Origin of the sequence: Sphingobium vermicomposti (assembly GCF_011762025.1) — a bacterium.
Classification (GTDB): domain Bacteria; phylum Pseudomonadota; class Alphaproteobacteria; order Sphingomonadales; family Sphingomonadaceae; genus Sphingobium; species Sphingobium vermicomposti.
Window position 1 is genome coordinate 761723 of sequence record NZ_JAASQR010000002.1, and the last position, 17646, is coordinate 779368.

The 17646-nt window shown below is 62.9% G+C and carries 22 protein-coding genes; 13 read left to right on the plus strand and 9 right to left on the minus strand.

The features are described 5' to 3' along the window. Positions 1-28: 28 nt before the first annotated feature. Together fumC and FHS54_RS08525 are read right to left on the minus strand one after the other, a co-directional pair. On the minus strand, positions 29-1414 hold the full coding sequence (gene fumC / locus FHS54_RS08520) for a class II fumarate hydratase (RefSeq protein ID WP_167303349.1): 1386 nt from the start codon (positions 1412-1414) through the stop codon (positions 29-31). A gap of 66 nt (positions 1415-1480) precedes the next feature. Next, a complete protein-coding gene (locus FHS54_RS08525) occupies positions 1481-1957 on the minus strand; it encodes an SspB family protein (RefSeq protein WP_167303350.1) in 477 nt (158 codons plus the stop codon). An 85-nt stretch (positions 1958-2042) separates the two neighbouring features. Here FHS54_RS08525 and hisB point away from each other — a divergent pair, with 85 nt between their 5' ends. The 9 genes from hisB to FHS54_RS08570 all read left to right on the plus strand — a co-directional run bounded on the left by hisB (position 2043) and on the right by FHS54_RS08570 (position 8504). Then, a complete protein-coding gene (gene hisB, locus FHS54_RS08530) occupies positions 2043-2630 on the plus strand; it encodes an imidazoleglycerol-phosphate dehydratase HisB (RefSeq protein ID WP_167303351.1) in 588 nt (195 codons plus the stop codon). Beyond that, the gene (gene hisH, locus FHS54_RS08535) at positions 2627-3244 is read left to right on the plus strand and encodes an imidazole glycerol phosphate synthase subunit HisH (protein WP_167303352.1); all 618 of its coding nucleotides are present in this window, start codon (positions 2627-2629) and stop codon (positions 3242-3244) included. The genes hisB and hisH overlap by 4 nt, the downstream gene beginning before the upstream one ends. A 120-nt stretch (positions 3245-3364) precedes the next feature. Continuing rightward, a complete protein-coding gene (hisA, locus tag FHS54_RS08540) occupies positions 3365-4102 on the plus strand; it encodes a 1-(5-phosphoribosyl)-5-[(5-phosphoribosylamino)methylideneamino]imidazole-4-carboxamide isomerase (protein WP_167303353.1) in 738 nt (245 codons plus the stop codon). Between the two features lie 13 nt (positions 4103-4115). Further along, positions 4116-4880 carry an imidazole glycerol phosphate synthase subunit HisF gene (hisF, locus tag FHS54_RS08545; RefSeq protein ID WP_167303354.1) on the plus strand — a complete coding sequence of 255 codons (765 nt, stop codon included), beginning with the start codon at positions 4116-4118 and terminating at the stop codon, positions 4878-4880. A 48-nt stretch (positions 4881-4928) separates the two neighbouring features. Continuing rightward, the gene (locus FHS54_RS08550; RefSeq protein WP_167303355.1) at positions 4929-5249 is read left to right on the plus strand and encodes a phosphoribosyl-ATP diphosphatase; all 321 of its coding nucleotides are present in this window, start codon (positions 4929-4931) and stop codon (positions 5247-5249) included. A gap of 74 nt (positions 5250-5323) precedes the next feature. Continuing rightward, positions 5324-5893 (plus strand): hypothetical protein, encoded by a 570-nt coding sequence (locus FHS54_RS08555; RefSeq protein WP_167303356.1) that lies wholly within the window; start codon positions 5324-5326, stop codon positions 5891-5893. Positions 5894-6005: 112 nt separating this feature from the next. Next, a complete protein-coding gene (locus tag FHS54_RS08560; protein ID WP_167303357.1) occupies positions 6006-7457 on the plus strand; it encodes a L,D-transpeptidase family protein in 1452 nt (483 codons plus the stop codon). Positions 7458-7461: 4 nt separating this feature from the next. Beyond that, positions 7462-7752: a hypothetical protein gene (locus tag FHS54_RS08565; RefSeq protein WP_167303358.1), complete on the plus strand. Its 291-nt coding sequence runs from the start codon at positions 7462-7464 to the stop codon at positions 7750-7752. A gap of 89 nt (positions 7753-7841) precedes the next feature. Then, positions 7842-8504 carry a murein L,D-transpeptidase catalytic domain family protein gene (locus FHS54_RS08570; RefSeq protein WP_167303359.1) on the plus strand — a complete coding sequence of 221 codons (663 nt, stop codon included), beginning with the start codon at positions 7842-7844 and terminating at the stop codon, positions 8502-8504. 16 nt (positions 8505-8520) lie between these two features. On the opposite strand, the gene FHS54_RS08575 is transcribed toward FHS54_RS08570, so the two are convergent. From FHS54_RS08575 to FHS54_RS08600, 6 genes are all read right to left on the minus strand, one after another. Next, a complete protein-coding gene (locus FHS54_RS08575) occupies positions 8521-9216 on the minus strand; it encodes an ATP12 family protein (protein ID WP_167303360.1) in 696 nt (231 codons plus the stop codon). After that, positions 9213-9491, minus strand: coding sequence for a hypothetical protein (locus tag FHS54_RS08580; RefSeq protein WP_167303361.1), 279 nt, complete (start codon positions 9489-9491; stop codon positions 9213-9215). Before FHS54_RS08580 ends, FHS54_RS08575 begins: the two co-directional genes overlap by 4 nt. Further along, positions 9488-10147: an HAD-IA family hydrolase gene (locus FHS54_RS08585; RefSeq protein ID WP_167303362.1), complete on the minus strand. Its 660-nt coding sequence runs from the start codon at positions 10145-10147 to the stop codon at positions 9488-9490. Before FHS54_RS08585 ends, FHS54_RS08580 begins: the two co-directional genes overlap by 4 nt. Continuing rightward, a complete protein-coding gene (locus FHS54_RS08590) occupies positions 10144-11493 on the minus strand; it encodes an RluA family pseudouridine synthase (RefSeq protein WP_167303363.1) in 1350 nt (449 codons plus the stop codon). The genes FHS54_RS08585 and FHS54_RS08590 overlap by 4 nt, the downstream gene beginning before the upstream one ends. Continuing rightward, positions 11490-11873 (minus strand): fluoride efflux transporter CrcB, encoded by a 384-nt coding sequence (gene crcB, locus FHS54_RS08595; RefSeq protein WP_167303364.1) that lies wholly within the window; start codon positions 11871-11873, stop codon positions 11490-11492. Before crcB ends, FHS54_RS08590 begins: the two co-directional genes overlap by 4 nt. A 67-nt stretch (positions 11874-11940) precedes the next feature. Continuing rightward, positions 11941-12687, minus strand: a complete 747-nt coding sequence (locus FHS54_RS08600; RefSeq protein WP_167303365.1) for a hypothetical protein — start codon at positions 12685-12687, stop codon at positions 11941-11943. A 155-nt stretch (positions 12688-12842) separates the two neighbouring features. Between FHS54_RS08600 and FHS54_RS08605 the strand changes: the two genes are divergently transcribed. Together FHS54_RS08605 and rarD are read left to right on the plus strand one after the other, a co-directional pair. Beyond that, entirely contained in the window at positions 12843-13064 is a 222-nt protein-coding gene (locus tag FHS54_RS08605) for a hypothetical protein (protein WP_167303366.1), read from the plus strand. A gap of 29 nt (positions 13065-13093) precedes the next feature. Next, positions 13094-13963 carry an EamA family transporter RarD gene (gene rarD / locus FHS54_RS08610; RefSeq protein WP_167303367.1) on the plus strand — a complete coding sequence of 290 codons (870 nt, stop codon included), beginning with the start codon at positions 13094-13096 and terminating at the stop codon, positions 13961-13963. Here rarD and FHS54_RS08615 read toward each other — a convergent pair. Continuing rightward, complete coding sequence (locus tag FHS54_RS08615) at positions 13960-15291, minus strand: dihydroorotase (RefSeq protein ID WP_167303368.1); 1332 nt, start codon at positions 15289-15291, stop codon at positions 13960-13962. The genes rarD and FHS54_RS08615 overlap by 4 nt on opposite strands. 50 nt (positions 15292-15341) lie before the next feature. Here FHS54_RS08615 and ygfZ point away from each other — a divergent pair, with 50 nt between their 5' ends. After that, on the plus strand, positions 15342-16073 hold the full coding sequence (gene ygfZ, locus FHS54_RS08620) for a CAF17-like 4Fe-4S cluster assembly/insertion protein YgfZ (RefSeq protein WP_167303369.1): 732 nt from the start codon (positions 15342-15344) through the stop codon (positions 16071-16073). Positions 16074-16151: 78 nt separating this feature from the next. Further along, positions 16152-17639 carry a DUF2142 domain-containing protein gene (locus FHS54_RS08625; protein WP_167303370.1) on the plus strand — a complete coding sequence of 496 codons (1488 nt, stop codon included), beginning with the start codon at positions 16152-16154 and terminating at the stop codon, positions 17637-17639. Positions 17640-17646 lie beyond the last annotated feature (7 nt).

Consider the following 17646-nt stretch of genomic DNA (forward strand, 5'->3'; position numbering starts at 1 on the left):
TATCGAACCTCGCGGGGTTCCGCCATGGTCACACCATATTTTCCGGCCGCACCAACCGATCAAAGCTCTGCTCATCCACAAGGCCCAGAGCCAATCCCGCCTCCTTCAATGTCAGACCATTGGCATGAGCATGTTTGGCGATCTTCGCGGCATTGTCGTAACCGATCTCCGGCGCAAGGGCGGTGACCAGCATCAGCGACCGATCTACCAGTTCGGCAATACGTCCTTCATTCGCCTCCAGCCCTTCGACGCATCGTTGAGCGAAACTGTCCATGCCAACGCTCAACAGATGGATGGACCGCAGCACCGCCGCCCCGATCATCGGCTTGAACACATTGAGTTCAAGATGCCCCTGCATCCCCCCCACGGTCACTGCCTGATGATTGCCAATGACCTGAGCGGCGACCATGGTCAGCATCTCGCACTGGGTAGGATTGACCTTCCCCGGCATGATCGAGCTGCCTGGTTCATTGGCGGGTAAATCCAGTTCGCCCAGCCCCGATCGCGGACCGCTGCCCAACAGGCGAATGTCGTTCGCGATTTTCGTGAGCGCCACGGCCAGCGTCGCGAGAGTGGCGGACAAATGCACCAGAGGATCGTTGGACGCGAGCGCTTCGAACTTATTGTCGGCTGGGCGGAACGGCAGGCCGGTAATCGTCGCGATCTCGCGAGCGACGTCCGCATCGAACCCGTCGGGCGCGTTCAGCCCCGTGCCGACCGCCGTGCCGCCCTGCGCCAGCGCCATCATGCCGTGCAACGCGGCGGGCTCAATCCGTTTGCGGCAGCGGTAAAGTTGATGGGCGTACCCCGAAAACTCCTGCCCCAGCGTCATGGGCGTCGCGTCCTGAAGATGCGTGCGGCCGATCTTCACAATATCCGCCCATGCCTGCGCCTTCTCGTCCAACGACTGGTGCAGCCGGTCCAGCGCTGGGAACAGGGCATCCGTGACCGCCCGCGCCGCCGCGATGTGGAGCGCCGTCGGAAAGCTGTCATTGGACGACTGGCTCATGTTCACATGGTCGTTGGGATGGACCGGAACCTTGCCACCGCGCTTTCCCGTTATCGCTTCATTGGCGATGCCCGCGATCACTTCATTGACGTTCATGTTCGACTGGGTGCCGCTGCCGGTTTGCCAGATGACCAGCGGGAACTGGTCGTCATGCCGACCCTGAATAATGCCCTCTGCCGCCGCCTCAATGGCATCGGCAATCGCCGGGTCCAACCCATGCGTCCGGTTGATGCGGGCTGCGGCTTGCTTGACGATGGCCAGCGCGTGGACGATGCCGACAGGCATGCGCTCTTCCGGCCCGAATGGGAAATTTTCGATACTACGCTGCGTCTGCGCGCCCCAATAGGCGCTTGTCGGCACGTCGATCGGGCCAATGCTGTCGGTTTCGATGCGAATATCGGTCAAGGCGCGCTCCCCTGTTACAGCCGGGACGCCACCAATTTGGGGAGCGGAGCACGGCTCCGCCAGCCTTTATTTCTTCTTGCCGAAATCAACCGTGACGACATTGGACCCGTCCTCGGCCTTGACCTGAGGCATGTCGTTTTCCGCTTCCTCATGGGGTTCGGGCATCTCGTCCGCCTGCGCCTGGAACTGAAGCGCGAAGTTGACAGCCGGATCGACGAATGCGGTGATCGCGGCGAAGGGAATATAAAGATGCGAAGCCACCTGGTTGAAGGTCAAGCTAACGCCGAAAGCGTCCTCGCCAACCTTCAGGTCCCAGAATTTGTTCTGCAGGACGATCGTCATTTCATCAGGAAAACGTTCGGCCAACTGCTTGGGGATGTCGACTCCCACGGCCTGCGTCTTGAAGGTGATGTAGAAATGATGGCTGCCCGGCAGGCCGCCGGATCGCTCCACCTCGCCCAGCACGCGGCCCACCACGGCCCGCAGCGCCTCTTGGACGATTTCATCATAGGGAATCAGGCTGTCAGGCAGGTCGTCGCTCATGGGGCAATGTCCTAACGGCGCGGCGCGGCGGGTCAAGTGCGCGGGGCACATTGCATAGCACGCTCACTTGGGTATAGGGCGCATCATGCGCACGGCCGAAATTCACCGCAACACTGCGGAAACGCAGATCGACGTGACCGTCAACCTGGATGGCACCGGCATCTATGCCGTGTCCACCGGGATAGGCTTCCTCGACCATATGATCGAGCAGCTGTCGCGGCACTCCCTCATCGACATGGATGTGAAGACGTTGGGCGACCTGCATGTCGACCAGCATCACACGACCGAAGACACAGCGATCGCGATTGGCGAAGCAGTGGCCAAGGCGTTGGGCGACAAGCGGGGCATTTCCCGCTACGGCACCGCCTATGCGCCGATGGATGAAACGCTGACACGCGTCTCACTCGATATTTCGGGCCGACCCTGGCTGGTGTTCAAGGCACCCTTCACCGTCCAGCGACTCGGTGAATGGGATACCGAGATGATCGAACACTGGTTCCACAGCTTCGCCCAGGCCGCAGGCGTCACGTTGCATGTCGAAAATCTCTACGGCAGCAACAATCATCATATCGTCGAAAGCTGTTTCAAGGGGCTTGCCCGCGCGCTCCGGCAGGCAGTGGAAATCGACCCGCGCAAGGCCGACGCCATTCCCTCTACCAAGGGGATGCTGTGAGCGCGCTCGCCCTGATCGATTACGGCGCAGGCAACCTTCATTCGGTCTATAATGCCCTGCGCAAGGCTGGGGCGGACGATGTGGTCATCACCGGCGATCCCGACGTCGTGGCCAAGGCAGATCGCATCGTGCTGCCGGGCGTCGGCGCATTTCGCGCGTGCCGCGATGCGCTGGTGGCAATTCCCGGCATGGTCGATGCGATGAACGACGCGGTTCATCGTCGCGGCATGCCGTTCCTGGGCGTGTGCGTGGGCATGCAACTGCTTGCCGATGCAGGCGAAGAATTCGGGCGGCATGACGGGTTGGGCTGGATTCCCGGCACAGTGCGGCTGATCGAACCCGCCGATCCGACCGTCAAGGTGCCGCATATGGGCTGGAACGATGTAATCCTGCAGGGGACGCCCCCGCTTCTGGTCAGCGGCGAAGCCTATTTCCTGCACAGCTATCATTTCGAAGCCGCAGACCCCGCGCATGTCGCGGCGGTGACGGTGCATGGCGGCCCATTGGTTGCCGCCGTCGCCCGCGATACGGTGATCGGCTGCCAATTCCACCCGGAAAAGAGCCAGAGCTACGGCCTGTCCTTTCTGTCCCGGTTCCTGGAGTGGCGTCCGTGACTCTGGCCGGGTCGAAAGGTGAAATTTCGCGCTCCTCCCGCGACAGGAGCCTAATGTCAGCGCCCGATCCACGCACCCGCCATCGCAGGGGCGTATTCGGCACAACCAATCGGTAGAACCATGTCCCTGATCGTTTTCCCCGCCATCGATCTCAAGGCCGGACAGGTCGTGCGCCTCGCCGAAGGCGATATGGACCGCGCCACCGTCTATGGCGATGATCCCGCAGCCCAGGCGCTGCTTTTCGCCGAAGCGGGCGCGCAGCATCTGCACGTCGTCGACCTCGACGGCAGCTTCGCTGGCCGCGCCGTGAACGCCGATGCTGTAGAGCGCATTGTCGCCGCCTTCCCCGGCCATGTTCAACTGGGCGGCGGGATCCGCAATCGCGAAGCGGTGGAGCGCTGGTTTGACCTTGGCGTGTCGCGCATCGTCATCGGCACGGCGGCGTTGAAGGACCCCGAATTCGTAAAGGCGGCAGCCCGCGACTTCCCCGGCGGCATCGTCGTTGCTGTCGACGCGCGCGACGGCTTCGTCGCGACGGACGGCTGGGCGGAAAAATCCGACATGCCAGTCGCTGACCTTGCTCGCCGCTTTGAGGATGCAGGCGTTGCCAGCCTTCTCTTCACCGATGTGGGCCGCGACGGTCTGCTGAAGGGGTGCAATATCGACGCGACCCTGGATCTCGCCCGCGCGACCAATATCCCCGTCATCGCCAGCGGCGGGGTGGCTGGCATTGCCGACATTCGCGTGCTCAGCCTCCACACGGAGGAAGGGATTGAAGGCGTCATCACTGGGCGTGCGCTCTATGACGGGCGGCTCGATCTCAAAGCCGCGCTGGCGATTGCAAGGGCCGCCGCGTGATGGACCTGACGTCATGACCGTCCGCACCCGCGTTATTCCCTGCCTCGACGTCGCAAATGGCCGCGTCGTCAAGGGCGTCAATTTCATCGACCTGCGCGATGCGGGCGACCCGGTGGAGCAAGCGCGCGTCTACGACGCCGCCGGAGCCGACGAGCTATGCTTCCTCGACATTACGGCAACGCATGAAGCGCGCGGCACGATTCTGGACGTCGTTCGCCGGACCGCAGAGGTCTGCTTCATGCCCGTGACCGTGGGCGGCGGCGTTCGCAGCCCCGATGATGCGCGCGCCCTGCTGCTCGCCGGGGCGGACAAGGTCGCGGTGAACAGCGCCGCCGTCGCTCGGCCAGAAGTCGTCGCCGACATCGCCGACCGTTTTGGCAGCCAATGTGTCGTCGGTTCGGTCGATGCCCGGATGGTGGCTCCTGGCCGCTGGGAAATTTTCACCCATGGCGGTCGCAAGCCGACGGGCATCGACGCGGTGGAACATGCGATCCGCCTGGCGAAGCTGGGCGCGGGCGAATTGCTGGTCACTTCGATGGACGGCGACGGGACGAAGGCGGGCTACGACCTAGCCCTCACCCGCACCATTGCCGATGCTGTGTCGATCCCGGTCATCGCCAGCGGTGGCGTGGGCACGCTCCAGCATTTGGTCGAAGGCGTGATCGAAGGCCATGCCAGCGCGGTCCTTGCGGCCTCCATCTTCCACTTCGGACAGCATACTGTGGCGGAAGCACATCAGGCGCTGGCAGCAGCCGGTGTCCCGGTCCGCACGGGCTGAAATCAACTTTTAGTTGACGCCTGCGCTACCTAAGGCTTGATGGATATCATGCGCTCAACCCTCTTCGACCTCGAAAAAACCATAAGCGAACGGCGAACCGCCGACCCCGCGCTATCCTATGTCGCGAAACTCACGGGGCGTGGCCGTGCCAAAATCGCGCAAAAGGTCGGCGAAGAAGCGGTGGAAGCCGTCATCGCTGCCATGGCGGCGGATCGGGACGGCCTTGTCGGTGAAAGTGCGGACCTGCTGTTCCATCTCCTGATCCTGCTTGGCGATCTCGATATCCCGCTCGACGCCGTACTGGACGAGCTGGACCGGCGCGAAGGCGTGTCCGGCATCACGGAAAAGGCCGCGCGCAAACCCGACTGACCATCCCTCTGGAAAGATATGACCGCGCCCGCGTTCTGGTTTCAGCGTCAAACGCAACAGGGACAGGAGCGCATATGGTCAGAACAATCGCAGGCGGCGTCGTAGGCGGCATCGCCATGTATATCATCGGCTTCATATTCTGGGGCACGCCGCTCAGCGCGCTGGCCTTTCATCGGGCCGATGAACAGGCAAGCGCGAACTTGCAGGCTGCCATGGCGCAGGCGCTCAATCCTAATGGCACAGGGGTTTACATCATCCCTGATCCCGCGACGGCTCAAGGCACCATCCTCTACGGCAAAGGCCCAGTCGCCACCGTCTTTTACAATAGCAGCGGCTTTCCCGTTACCGACAGCGCCGCCCTGATCGGCGGGTTCATCCTGGCGCTGGTCGTCGGCATTCTGATCGCGCTGGCACTGCGCTTCGTGGCCGCCGATTTTGGAAGCCGTGCCCGCACCACCATTCTTTTCGCCATCGCCGCAGTGCTCTGGGTTCATATCGGACAGTCGGTCTTCAACCATGCGCCTTGGGGATATATGCTTTACCTCGCGTTCAGCGATTTCATTGCTCTAGTAGCGGCAGGGCTGATTGCAGCAAAAGTGATGACCCGCAGTTCCGACACAGCGCCCCTCACAACGACGCACTGAAGATGTGGTCCGGCCCCGTTGCGGCGTGATTTGCGCCCAGCGGGGCCGCGTGGATCATATTTTTCGGAAAGCCGAGTTTGAACAACAGGGGCTTTGCGCTATCTGGTCCTGCATGAACCGTCTCAATTTGATCCGCTTATCCGCCGCTTCCCTTCTGGGCCTGTCGGCCGCGCCCCTGTTTGCGCAGCCTCCTGCGGTGGCACCCACCCTCCCCGCCGCCGACCAGCCTGTGGTCCCGCCACCTGTCCCGGTCGCGCCGTCAGTCCCGATCCCGCCTCTATCCTCTGCCCAGGAAGGCTGGCTCAATGACTGGTTGAAGGGCGGCACGAAGGAAGGCTTGATGGCCCGCAGCAGGCCCACCAACCGCTTGACCGGCGAAGCGCTGGTCGCCGCGGTTCTTGACCGGGCAAAGGCATTGAGCACGGGCCGGGTGGAAACCGCTGAATTTCTGGAAGTCTGGGCGTTGCGCCCAGAGCCATTCGATCCGCGTCCCGGACTTATCCGCGCAGTCACCGAAGACCGCCTGCCTCAGTGGGTGGCCGGTCTCACGCCCCCCTATTCGGGCTATGATGGGCTGCGTCGCGGCTTGGTCACCTATGAACGCATTCGGGATGATGGCGGCTGGCCCGCGCTCACGGCCAAATCATCGCCTGACACGGTTCGCCAGCGTATTGCCATAGAGGACAAAAGCGTTCAGCCCGGCGAAAAGCTGGTGGATGTGATCCAGCGCGCCCAGCGCCGCTATGGCCTCAACCCCACTGGCCTGCTGGACACGCGCACGCTGCGCGAGCTCAATGTATCCGTGGACGACCGCATCGCCGCCATCATGGCCAATATGGAACGGTGGCGCTGGATGCCCCGCCAACTGCCGGTCAACCGCGTGCAGGTAAACATCGCCGCCGCCGTGCTGACCCTGTTCGAAGGCGATCAGCCCGTCACCTCCATGCGTGCCGTCACCGGCTCCCCGGATAATGCGACCCCCATGCTGACATCCAGCATCCATTCGATCGTCGTCAATCCACCCTGGAACGTCCCCGCATCAATTGCGAAGAAGGAATTATGGCCCAAGGGGCGCGCCGCATTGCAGCGGCAGGGCTACAAGATCGTCGGCACGCCGGAAACAGGTGAGCGGATCGTGCAGCCCGCCGGCCCGAACAGCGCGCTCGGTCGCCTGAAGTTCGATTTCAACAATCCCTTCGCCGTCTATCTGCACGACACGCCCGCCCGCGCCAAATTCGCCAGCTATGACCGACTCGCCAGCCATGGCTGCATCCGGCTGGAAAAGCCGGTGCCGCTTGCCGAACTGATGGTGGCGAGCAATCCCGACCTTGCCGGCAAGGTCCAGACCATGATCGACACCGGCAAGACACAGCGGGTGCAGTTGCCTCAGCAAGTGGCCGTCTACCTGCTTTATTGGACGGCTTACGCCAGCAGCAACGGCACGATGAACTTCCGTTCCGACCCCTATGGCTGGGACAAGCTGCTCGCCCAGAAAATCGAAGCGTCGAGCCGTCGACTTGACCCCACCGCCGCGCCGTCGGCCACCATTGCATCAAAGGACTGAACCCATGCGCATCATCGCCCTGGCCGCACTTGCCGGCGCCCTTGCCCTGTCCGCTTGCGGAAAAAAGGATGAGGCGCCGGTCGTCAATAACATGGTCGAACCGCCGGTTGAAAATGTCATCATAGAGGAACCGGAGGCACCCCTGCCCCCGCCCAGCAACACCACCACCGCGCCCGAACCGGCTCCACCCCCGACGGTTTCGGAACTTCAGCAGATACAGGACGACGCCGCGGCCACCGGCATGACGGCGCGCCTGGACCGCAGCACCGATGATGCAGACAATGCGATAAATTGAAGCAAAGGCTGGCCGCCCGCCACGCAAGGGCGGCCAGCCGTTTACCCCTCCACTTGGAGGAAGGCTTCGAAATTGTTATATTGGATGCCATGGATCGCCGTAATTTTACGAAATTCGCACTAAGCGGGTTCGCTCTCTCGTTTCTGGCCGACAGCGTCGGGCGTGCAACGCCAGTGACACCCCCATTGCCCAGACCCCAGCCACGCCCCGCGGGACCACTGGCCAATCAACCCTATGCAGAACTGCTTGCGCGCGCCAAAGCGGCGCTGGATCAGCATCAGCATATGTTCGAACTTCGCGACCGGGTAGCGCTGGCTGACTTCAACGCCCCCTCGCGGGAGTTGCGCTTCCATATCGTCGATCTGGTGGGAGGCCATGCCAGTTCCTACCTGGTTTCCCACGGCAGGGGGTCCGATCCAGAACATTCGGGCTGGCTGCAAAGCTTTTCCAATGAACCCAATTCTCTCGCCAGCAGCGCGGGGGCGTATAAAACCGGCATGATTTACGAAGGGCAACATGGACGGGCCATGCGGCTCACCGGGCTTGACCCGCAGAATAACAACGCCGAAATGCGCGCGATCGTCATCCATGGTGCCGATTATGTCAGCGAAAATCACATCGCCAGTTGGGGCAAGATCGGCCGCAGCGAAGGCTGCTTCGCCGTCGCTAGGCACATGCTGCCACAGCTTCTGGGCCTTCTGGGCCAAGGACGATTACTCTACGCGAACAAGCTGACGTCAGGCGCTGCCTGACGCTAAATCCGGACGATCAGCCGCGCGCCAGATCGCAAAAGGCACGCGCCATGCTGAACTCCGCGCGGCGCAGAGCGGACCGGGCAGCGGCGTCGGCATCCTCGCCCCACTGCTCAACCTCCCAGGCCTCGTCAATTTCAGACGCTGACCAGACGGCATCCGCATCATGGCCACCATCCACGATGGCCAGACCGCACACCAGCGACCCTGACAGCGTGACCAAAGTCGATAGCCCGGCTAGCGTGAACGCATCAAATGCCCCAACGGCCGCGCCCAATCGCTCCAGCGTCGCTGCGGGCTGTTCAACAGGGATGATGCCCTGCGTCACCCGGAAAGTGACGTCATAACGCCGCCCAGCCCATTCCAGCAGCGGGTCCCATGCGGCTGCTTCGCGGGCGATCAGTTCGCTTGGCCCCTCCGCCCGGTAACATAGCAGGTCGCTCTCGCCGTAGCGCGCGATCCCTGCCGCAAAGCTTTCGATATTAGTGGCGATCTGGTCAATCGCGCCGTTGGCCAGACCCGTGAATGGCATGGAGCGCGGGTCGATACTATCTCCCTGCTCCTGCCACTCGCTGGCAATCGCTTCGGCCAAACGCGCACTGGGCAAAGTCAACGGAGCGCGCGCTGGCGTATGCACTGGGCGACCGTCAAGCTGGATTCCAAAACCCGCCTCGCCTTCGACGATGGCAGCTTGCTTGTAAAAGCGCTTCACTGATGCGGTTCCTCCGCCTGGTGGGGCGCGGGCTTATTGAACAAAGACAGCAGCAGGCGGGGCACGACGACAAATTGGAACAGGCCGACCATCACGAAGATCGCCCCCATCGCCTTGGCCTTCCCGCCCTGAACCCAGCCAAATCGCTGCATCAGGATAAGAAATCCGAACATCACGATGATCGCACCGGACAACCGAAAAAGGCCAAGCGCAAAGAATCGCTGGCGAGCGACTTTTTCAGGATCAACGGGCGGCGGAGGGGGAATGTCGGTCATTGGGCCAGGATATGGCGATGCAATTCGCTGCTGTCCATGGCCACGCCGTCGGCACCCGCCGCCATAAGCGCCGCAGGCTCATGATAGCCCCAGCCGACGCCCAGCGCCCGCGTCCCCGCGGCAATGGCCATCTCTATGTCGAAACTGGTATCCCCGATCATCACGGTCGTTTCGGGACAAGCGCCCGCCTCGGCCATGGCGGTCAACAACATGGAAGGATGCGGTTTGGACGGATGCCGGTCTGCGGTTTGCAGCGTCACGAAATGCCCGCTTATGCCATGATGCTCCAGGCACAGGCCAAGCCCGCGATCGGATTTCCCCGTCGCAACGCCCAACAACCAACCGTCGGTATCCAGGTCGCGGATCAAGTCCGCCATGCCCGGATAGAGCGGCTCTGAAACCGCGCATTCGCGGCGCAGCTGCTGGAACGCGCTTTTATAGCGTTCCGACAGATGATCGTGAAAGTCCGGCTCGGCTTCGGGCAGCAGCCGCGCGATGGCAAGCGGCAGCGACAACCCAACCACTGACAATATGGCTACACGATCGGGTGCGGTCAGTTTTTCGCCTTCAAAGGCGCGGGCCATGGCGGCGCAAATACTGTGCTGGCTGTCCACCAAAGTGCCGTCGCAATCGAAAACGGCCAGGCGATTGGTCATCTCTTGCGAAAATCCCGTTCCTCGCCTGGTCCACGCGAACGACGCTCACCGCGACGACCTTTGCGGACCTGCTTGGCATGAGCGCGGGCGATCTTCTTTTCATCCTCGCGCGTCGGCTTGCGCTCCACTTCCTCGTCCAGCGGCAGGTCGCCCGCCGACAGCTCGAATCCCAATGAAATAAGGCTCGCCGCGAAATGTTCGGGCAAATCCGCCCGCACATCCACGCGCCCGCCATCGGGGTGATCGACCCGGATGCGCCGGGCATGAAGGTGCATCTTGCGGCTGATCGTGCCAGACAGGAAAGCGTCCTTGCCGCCATATTTGCCGTCGCCGACAATGGGGTGACCGATCGCCGCCATATGCACGCGCAGCTGATGGGTGCGGCCGGTATGCGGCTGCAACTCGACCCAGGCGGCACGGTTGCCCGCCCGCTCGATCACACGATAGCGCGTCCGGGAAGGAAGTCCCTCCTCCTCGTCCACATGCATCTTCTCGCCCCCGGTGCCCGGCTGCTTGGCGATGGGCAATTCTATCATACCGTCATTGATAGACGGCACGCCGATCACGATCGCCCAATAGACCTTGCGCGCGGTGCGGCTTGAAAAGGCCTTGGCAAAATAAGCTGCCGACCGCGCCGTCCGCGCGACCAGAAGCGCGCCGGACGTATCCTTGTCCAGCCGATGCACCAATTTAGGCCGTTGTTCGAGCTCAAACTCCAGCGCGTCCAGCAGGCCATCGACATGTTCGTCGGTCTTGGTCCCGCCCTGGGTCGCAAGGCCCGGCGGCTTGTTGATGACAATGGCTTGCGCATCGCGATGGATGACCATGCCCTGCGCGAAAGCAGTCTGATCGTCACTCAGCCCCGGTCGTTCGCGACGGGGCTTGGCCGCCTCCGCAGCCTTGGGCTCGGCGGGCGGAACACGTATGCTCTGCCCTGCGGCAACCCGATCGCCGGGCGCTGCCCGCGCGCCATCCACCCGCAACTGCCCCGTACGCGCCCAGCGTGAGACGGTGTTGAAGCCGATGTCCGGCAAATGCCGCTGAAACCAGCGATCAAGGCGGATGCCATCATCGTCTGCGCCCACGCGAAACTGGCGAACGTCCAGGGACACGCCCTTTGCAGGAGAAGGTTTTGCAACCGGAGCCTTGGCCGCGGGCACCTTAGCCACCGGAGCCTTTGCCCCGAAAGACTTGGCTGGCGCCTTCGAAGCGGCTTTGGGTCCATCGGACTTGCGCGCACGCGCAGCCTTCGCCGCACCCCGCGCTCTGTCAGGGGCAGCGCTGCCGCCCGGCTTCCGACCGCCTCGCGCGGGTCCCGACGGCTTGCCTGGCGGACGTCCCTTCATGCGAATGCCCTCATCAGGCTGAGGCCGCCAATCAACGCAGCAACCGCGCCGACGACTGAAAAGGCCGCATAGCCAATGGCCATGCCAAATTGTCCCCGTTCGATCATCAGCACCATTTCCAGGCTGAAGGAGGAAAATGTCGTGAAACCGCCGAGCAGCCCTACCGCCAACAGCAAGCGAAGGGATTCGCCCGGCGCGGCGTGGAACCGCGCCAGCCAACCGACGACTATCCCCATGGCAAAACCGCCCAGCAGGTTGGCGGCAAAGGTCCCCCATGGCCAGAGGGCGGCGGGAAGCAAATGGCCCGACAGGCGGCCAAGCTGATAGCGCCCGAGCGCGCCCACAGCGCCGCCACCCATGACGAGAAGGATATTATTCATGCCGCCGCCCTAGAGGGAAAACGCGACAAAGGAAATGGGGCGATCTTTCAGCCCCCGGCGTTACCGTTCAGCGCCCGTTGTCGGCAATGATGTCGACGCTGGTCTTGCCGCCCGGTGCATCGGTGAACAGCAACAGAAACGCGCCGCCGTCATCCTTGCGCGTGCCACCCAGCACATGGTCACCGCCCAATATCCGGTGTTCGGCCTCAAACCCGGACCTGCGCGCCTGCGTATAGTAAAAATCCATGACGCTCTGGCGCGGCACCGGCGTGACGAAGGTTGCGGCGCGCAGGGTGCAGCCATCCTTTTCCGCGCCCGCCGCTTCCATCAATTGCGCACCGGGATAGACGGTGAAGGGGTCCGGCAAGCGGCTCGCCCACTGCATGCCGTAGACCAGTTTCTTGCGGCAATAGGCGTTACCGCCCGGCTGGGCCTGTTCACGGGCCAGCGCCGCCAGCGTCGTTGTGGATTCCATCGCCTCGCCCGTCGCCGGGGCGGGCGTGGCAAGCAGCTTGCCGCCAGCCAGCTTCACCGATTCGGCAAGCGCCTGGGCGGCGTCGCCCTTCAATACGGGCAGCGCGGCATTGGCTGGCCGGTCAGCCGGACGAACCGCATTGCGGTTCGACTGACTGGTCAGATTGGGGTCGACCACGATCTGCCCGGCCAGAGCGCCTTTCAAGGCAGGATCGACGGCGTCGTTAGTGAGTTGGGCGTCCAGCGCGTTGAGATCGGCATCCTTGTCGCCCTTGCCGCATCCTCCCAAAGGCAGGATCAACAAAAACGCCGCCGCACAGGCAGTTGGGAAACGCACCATAGCTTCACTCCTTCGTAAACAGGGGATGAAGAACGCAGGTTAATTTTCCGTTAGGCTTTTTGGTAAATCGCCAAATATTTCCGCCGTGCCATTCTTTGCATGCCGACATTCACCACTGCCTTGCCCTTGGGCGTCGGAATGGCCATGTGTCGATAATGCTTAACATACTTTCGGTTCTGATCGGCCTTGCCACCCTTGTCATGATGATCCCTGCGATCTTGCCGTTCGTGGCGATCCTCAACTGGCTGCTTGTGCCGCTTGCCCTGCTGGGCGCGCTGATCGGCATGGCGTCCAGCAGGAACAGCGGGCGCAACTTCTGCCTGATCGTCGCCGCCTTCGGTGCGTTGCGGCTTTTCGCCGGTGGGGGCATTTTCTGAACGAACATAATCCCGAACTGCGGGCGGGGATGCTCGCGGCTCTGGGTGCCTATGGCCTGTGGGGATTGCTCCCCATATTCTTCAAGCTGCTGCATGAAGTGGCCCCGGTCGAAGTCGTGGCGCAACGTGTCCTTTGGTCGCTGGTGCTGATCCTTGGCCTGCTGGCGGCACGGCGCGGCCTTGGCCCGCTATCCAGCGCCCTTCGAAACCGCAAGCTGCTGTTCCCGCTTATGGGGTCGGCATTATTCATCGGCATCAACTGGGTGATCTATGTCTGGTCCGTCAATAGCGACCATGTGATCGCCGCCAGCCTTGGCTATTTCCTCAATCCGCTGGTGAATGTTGCGCTGGGCGTCCTGGTGCTCAAGGAAAAGCTGCGACGCGCGCAAATCCTTGCCATCGCGATCGCAACACTGGGCGTCGCCATCATGGCAGCCGCAGCAGTCACCACCCTTTGGATCAGCGTGGGCCTGGCGCTCAGCTTTGCCTTCTACGGACTGATACGCAAGATGACGCCGGTGGCGCCAATGGCTGGCCTGGGCGTGGAAACATTGATCCTGACGCCTTTCGCGCTGGCCTATCTGCTATGGCTATCAGGGCATGGCGGCATCAGCCTGGGCACCAGCGCCCATGTCACGTGGCTGCTAATCGCGTCGGGCGCTCTCACCACTATTCCGCTCGTCCTTTTCGCCATGGCGGCACATCGTTTGCCGATGGCGACGCTGGGCCTGATGCAATATCTCGCGCCGTCGCTGCAATTTCTGTGCGGCGTCTTCCTCTATGGTGAAAAGCTGTCGCACGGACAGATGGCTAGCTTCGCACTGATCTGGCTGGGCCTCATTGTCTTCGCGGGAGACGGCTTCACCGCCGCCCGCCGCAACCGGCTTTCCCCAGTTTAGGAAAACTCGGTCGCTTCAAACCGGACCGGCTCACCGACCGCCTCGTTGGCCAGCGCGTCTTCCCACATCACGCGATGGCCCCGCACGATGGTGCCGACAGCCTTGCCGGTCAGGTCCATCCCTTCAAAGGGCGACCAGTTGCAGCGCGAAGCCAGCCAGTCGCTGCCAACGGTCCACCGCTTCTTAAGGTCGACCACCGTGAAGTCGGCATCATAGCCCAGCGCGATGCGCCCCTTCCCAACCAGCCCGAACACCCGCTGCGGCCCCGAAGAGGTTAGCTCGATGAAGCGGCGCAGCGACAACCGTCCTTCCGCCACATGGTTGAGCAGCAACGGCACCAGCGTCTGCACGCCGGGCATGCCGCTGGGGCTGGTGGGATAGGGCTTTGCCTTTTCCTCAATCGTGTGCGGGGCATGGTCGCTGCCCAGAACATCGGGCACCCCCTGCGCCAGCCAGTGCCACAGCCCGTCGCGATGCGCCGCGGATCGGATCGGCGGGTTCATCTGCGCATAGCTGCCCAGCCGTGGATAGGCGTCCTCCGCCGCCAGCGTTAGATGCTGCGGCGTCACCTCGCATGTCGCGATATCCTTGTTCCCGGCAATATATTCCAGCTCCGCCGGGGTGGTCACATGCAAAATGTGGATGCGCCGCCGTGCTTTCCGGGCAAGGCCGATGATCCGCTTGGTCGCGATCATCGCGCTTTCATCGTCGCGCCAGACGGGATGTGATGACGAATCGCCCTCGACCCGAAGGTCCTTGCGCGCATTCATCCGCGCCTCATCCTCGGCATGGATGGCGACGCGGCGTGTCCCGCTGGCCAGAACCCGCGACAGGGCGTCGTCATCATCGACCAGCAGGCTGCCTGTCGATGCGCCCATGAATATCTTGACCCCCGCAGTGCCGGGAATGCGCTCCAATTCCCTCAGCGCCTCGGCATTGTCCGCTGTCGCCCCGACATAAAAGGCATGGTCGCACCACATGCGATGATGCGCGCGATCCAGCTTTTCCCTCACCCGCTCCGCGCTGTCGGTGTTGGGATTGGTGTTGGGCATTTCAAAGACCGCAGTGATCCCGCCCAGCACAGCCGCGCGGCTACCCGATTCAAGGTCTTCCTTATGCTCCAGCCCCGGCTCGCGGAAATGCACCTGACTATCGATGCAGCCGGGCAACACGTCCAGGCCCGCGCAGTCAATCACCTCGCCCGCGTCGCCCAGTCCGGTCCCGACCGCCGCGATCTTGCCCGCGCGCACCCCGATGTCCGCTTTTTCCGCGCCGCCGGGGGTATGGACGGTGCCATTCTTCAGGATCAGGTCAAAAGTCTGGGACATGGGGATGCTCGCCGCTTGGATATGTTCGGCACCTGTCCTACCTAAAGCCGATGACCGGCACCACCCTCACCGACCGCGCGATCCTCAGAATTTCAGGGGAAGAGGCAAGGACCTTCCTTCAAGGCCTTCTGACGCGCGACGTCCTCACCCTGAAAGCCGATGATCCTCGCTGGGGCGGGCTGCTGACCCCGCAGGGCAAGGCGCTGTTCGACTTCATCCTCTGGGCCGATGGCGATGACGTGCTGATAGATTGCGAAGCCGCGCAGGCAGACGCACTCGCCCGGCGTCTGACCCTCTACCGCCTGCGCCGCAAAGTCACGGTCGCTCGTGAAGACGACCTCGCCGTCCATTGGTCCCTTGACCAAAGCGACAAGCCCCTCGACCCCCGCCTCCCTGCGCTGGGTCATCGCTGGCTCGCTCCGGCGACTCCGGGCGACGCTGCCGCCGCATTCCGTGCGCACCGCCTGTCGCTCGGCATTTTCGAAGGCGTCGGCGAACTAGGGCAGGATCAGGTCCTCTGGCTGGAAACCAATGCCCAGGAACTGGGCGGCGTCGACTATGACAAGGGCTGCTATGTCGGGCAGGAAAACACCGCCCGAATGCACTATCGCAGCAAGATCAATCGCCGTCTCGTCGCTGTTCCCCTCACGGAGGCCGATGAAAAGCGCCAGCGAGCCGCCCTGCCCGACCTTGGCCTCTCAATCGAACTCCGGCGTGTGGAAAATATCGATCCCGCCACCCTGCCCACCTGGCTTGCCACGGAAATAGCTTCAGCCCTGTAATCTTTTGCAACGCATCGGAAATATTAAGGCCTAGGCGTTAACCTCCCTGCCCAACATGCGATCAGGGGGACGCCATCCTTGCGAAACGAGCGATTATCGACGGCTGAAACGCGACGAGCGAACCTGCCCTTTTCCGCGCCCGCCACGCGCATGCAGCAATGGCTGCTGGCCGCCATCTACCTGTCGACCCTGTTCTTCGCCCTGATCACGCCGCCATTTCAGGCCCCCGACGAAAACCAGCATTATATGAAGGCACTCCTTCTCAGCGAAGGGGGCGTTTTCGCGCAAACGCGTGGGGCAATGATCGGCGCGGAATTGCCCAGCGCCGCAGTGGACTTGCATGGCGTGGATTTCCCGACCGACGTGCCTGCCACCCTTCGCCAATTTAGCCCAGACATGCTGACAAAGGCGTGGCAAGCGGACGGTGCCCGGCCGGGAACCAGCTTCGCCGATTTCCCCAACGTCGCCAGCTACGCGCCCAGCCTCTATGCACCCGGTGCCGTTGGGCTGATGCTGGGCGACGCGGCGGGCCTGCCCCGACTGGGCAGCTTCTATACCGGACGCATCGTTAATGCGTTGGCGGGTCTGGCCCTGCTGAGTCTAGCGCTTTCCCTGCTGCCGTTCGGACGTAGCGCGATGCTCGCGACAGCATTGTTGCCGACATTCAGCTACCAAACAGGATCACTATCGCCGGACGCGGTGATCAACGGCATGGGCTTCCTGGGCCTCGCTCTTGCGCTACGGGTCGCATTCATGGGTGCCACCCCGACACGATCCATCGGCCTGCTGGCCGCCGCTCCGTTGCTGGCCCTTGCAAAGGGCGTTTATCTGCCGCTGATGGCCGCTGGCTTGAACTGGCCGGAAACGCGCCGTGACCTGCGCCCATGGCTGCTGATCGCGGCGATGGCGGTCGGTGCGATTGCCTTCATCGCGTGGATGAAAATGTCGGGCGGAAGCCAGGCGCTCTACCACATCGCTTCGCGCAAAACCGGCGAACATGCCATGACCGCGCCGCTGGCCGATCAACTCGCTGTGATCCTGGCCGACCCGTTCGCCTATGTGCGCATCCTCTATTCCAGCGTAGTGGATCGCGCGCCCGTTTATGCGCTTCAAATCGTCGGGCGCTTCGGGTGGAATGCCATATTGCTGCCACTCGCCGCCTATCCTCTCGCCGCGCTGATGATCGGCGCTGGGGTACTCAGCGGATCGGGTGTGCAGATTGGTATCGCGCAACGCCTCTGGTGGATCGCCGTGGCAGGGGGCAGCGCGCTGCTCATCGAAACAGCGATGTATCTGACCGGCACGCCGCTGGGTGCTGACTATATACAGGGAACGCAGGGCCGCTATTTCCTGCCCCTCCTCCCGCTCCTGCTGCTGGCAATCATGCCCGAAACAGCCGTGCGGGGTGCTCGCCCGATATTTGCAGCGGCGGCGCTACTGCTGCTCGCCGTGGCGATGGCCAGCGCCTTCGACAGCTTCTGGGTTCACGGCTTTATCACCACCGACGGTATGCCCCCCCATGACCGCTTGAGCGACGCGCTGCTCCTCCCGTCCCCCCGCTGGTAGCCAGCAC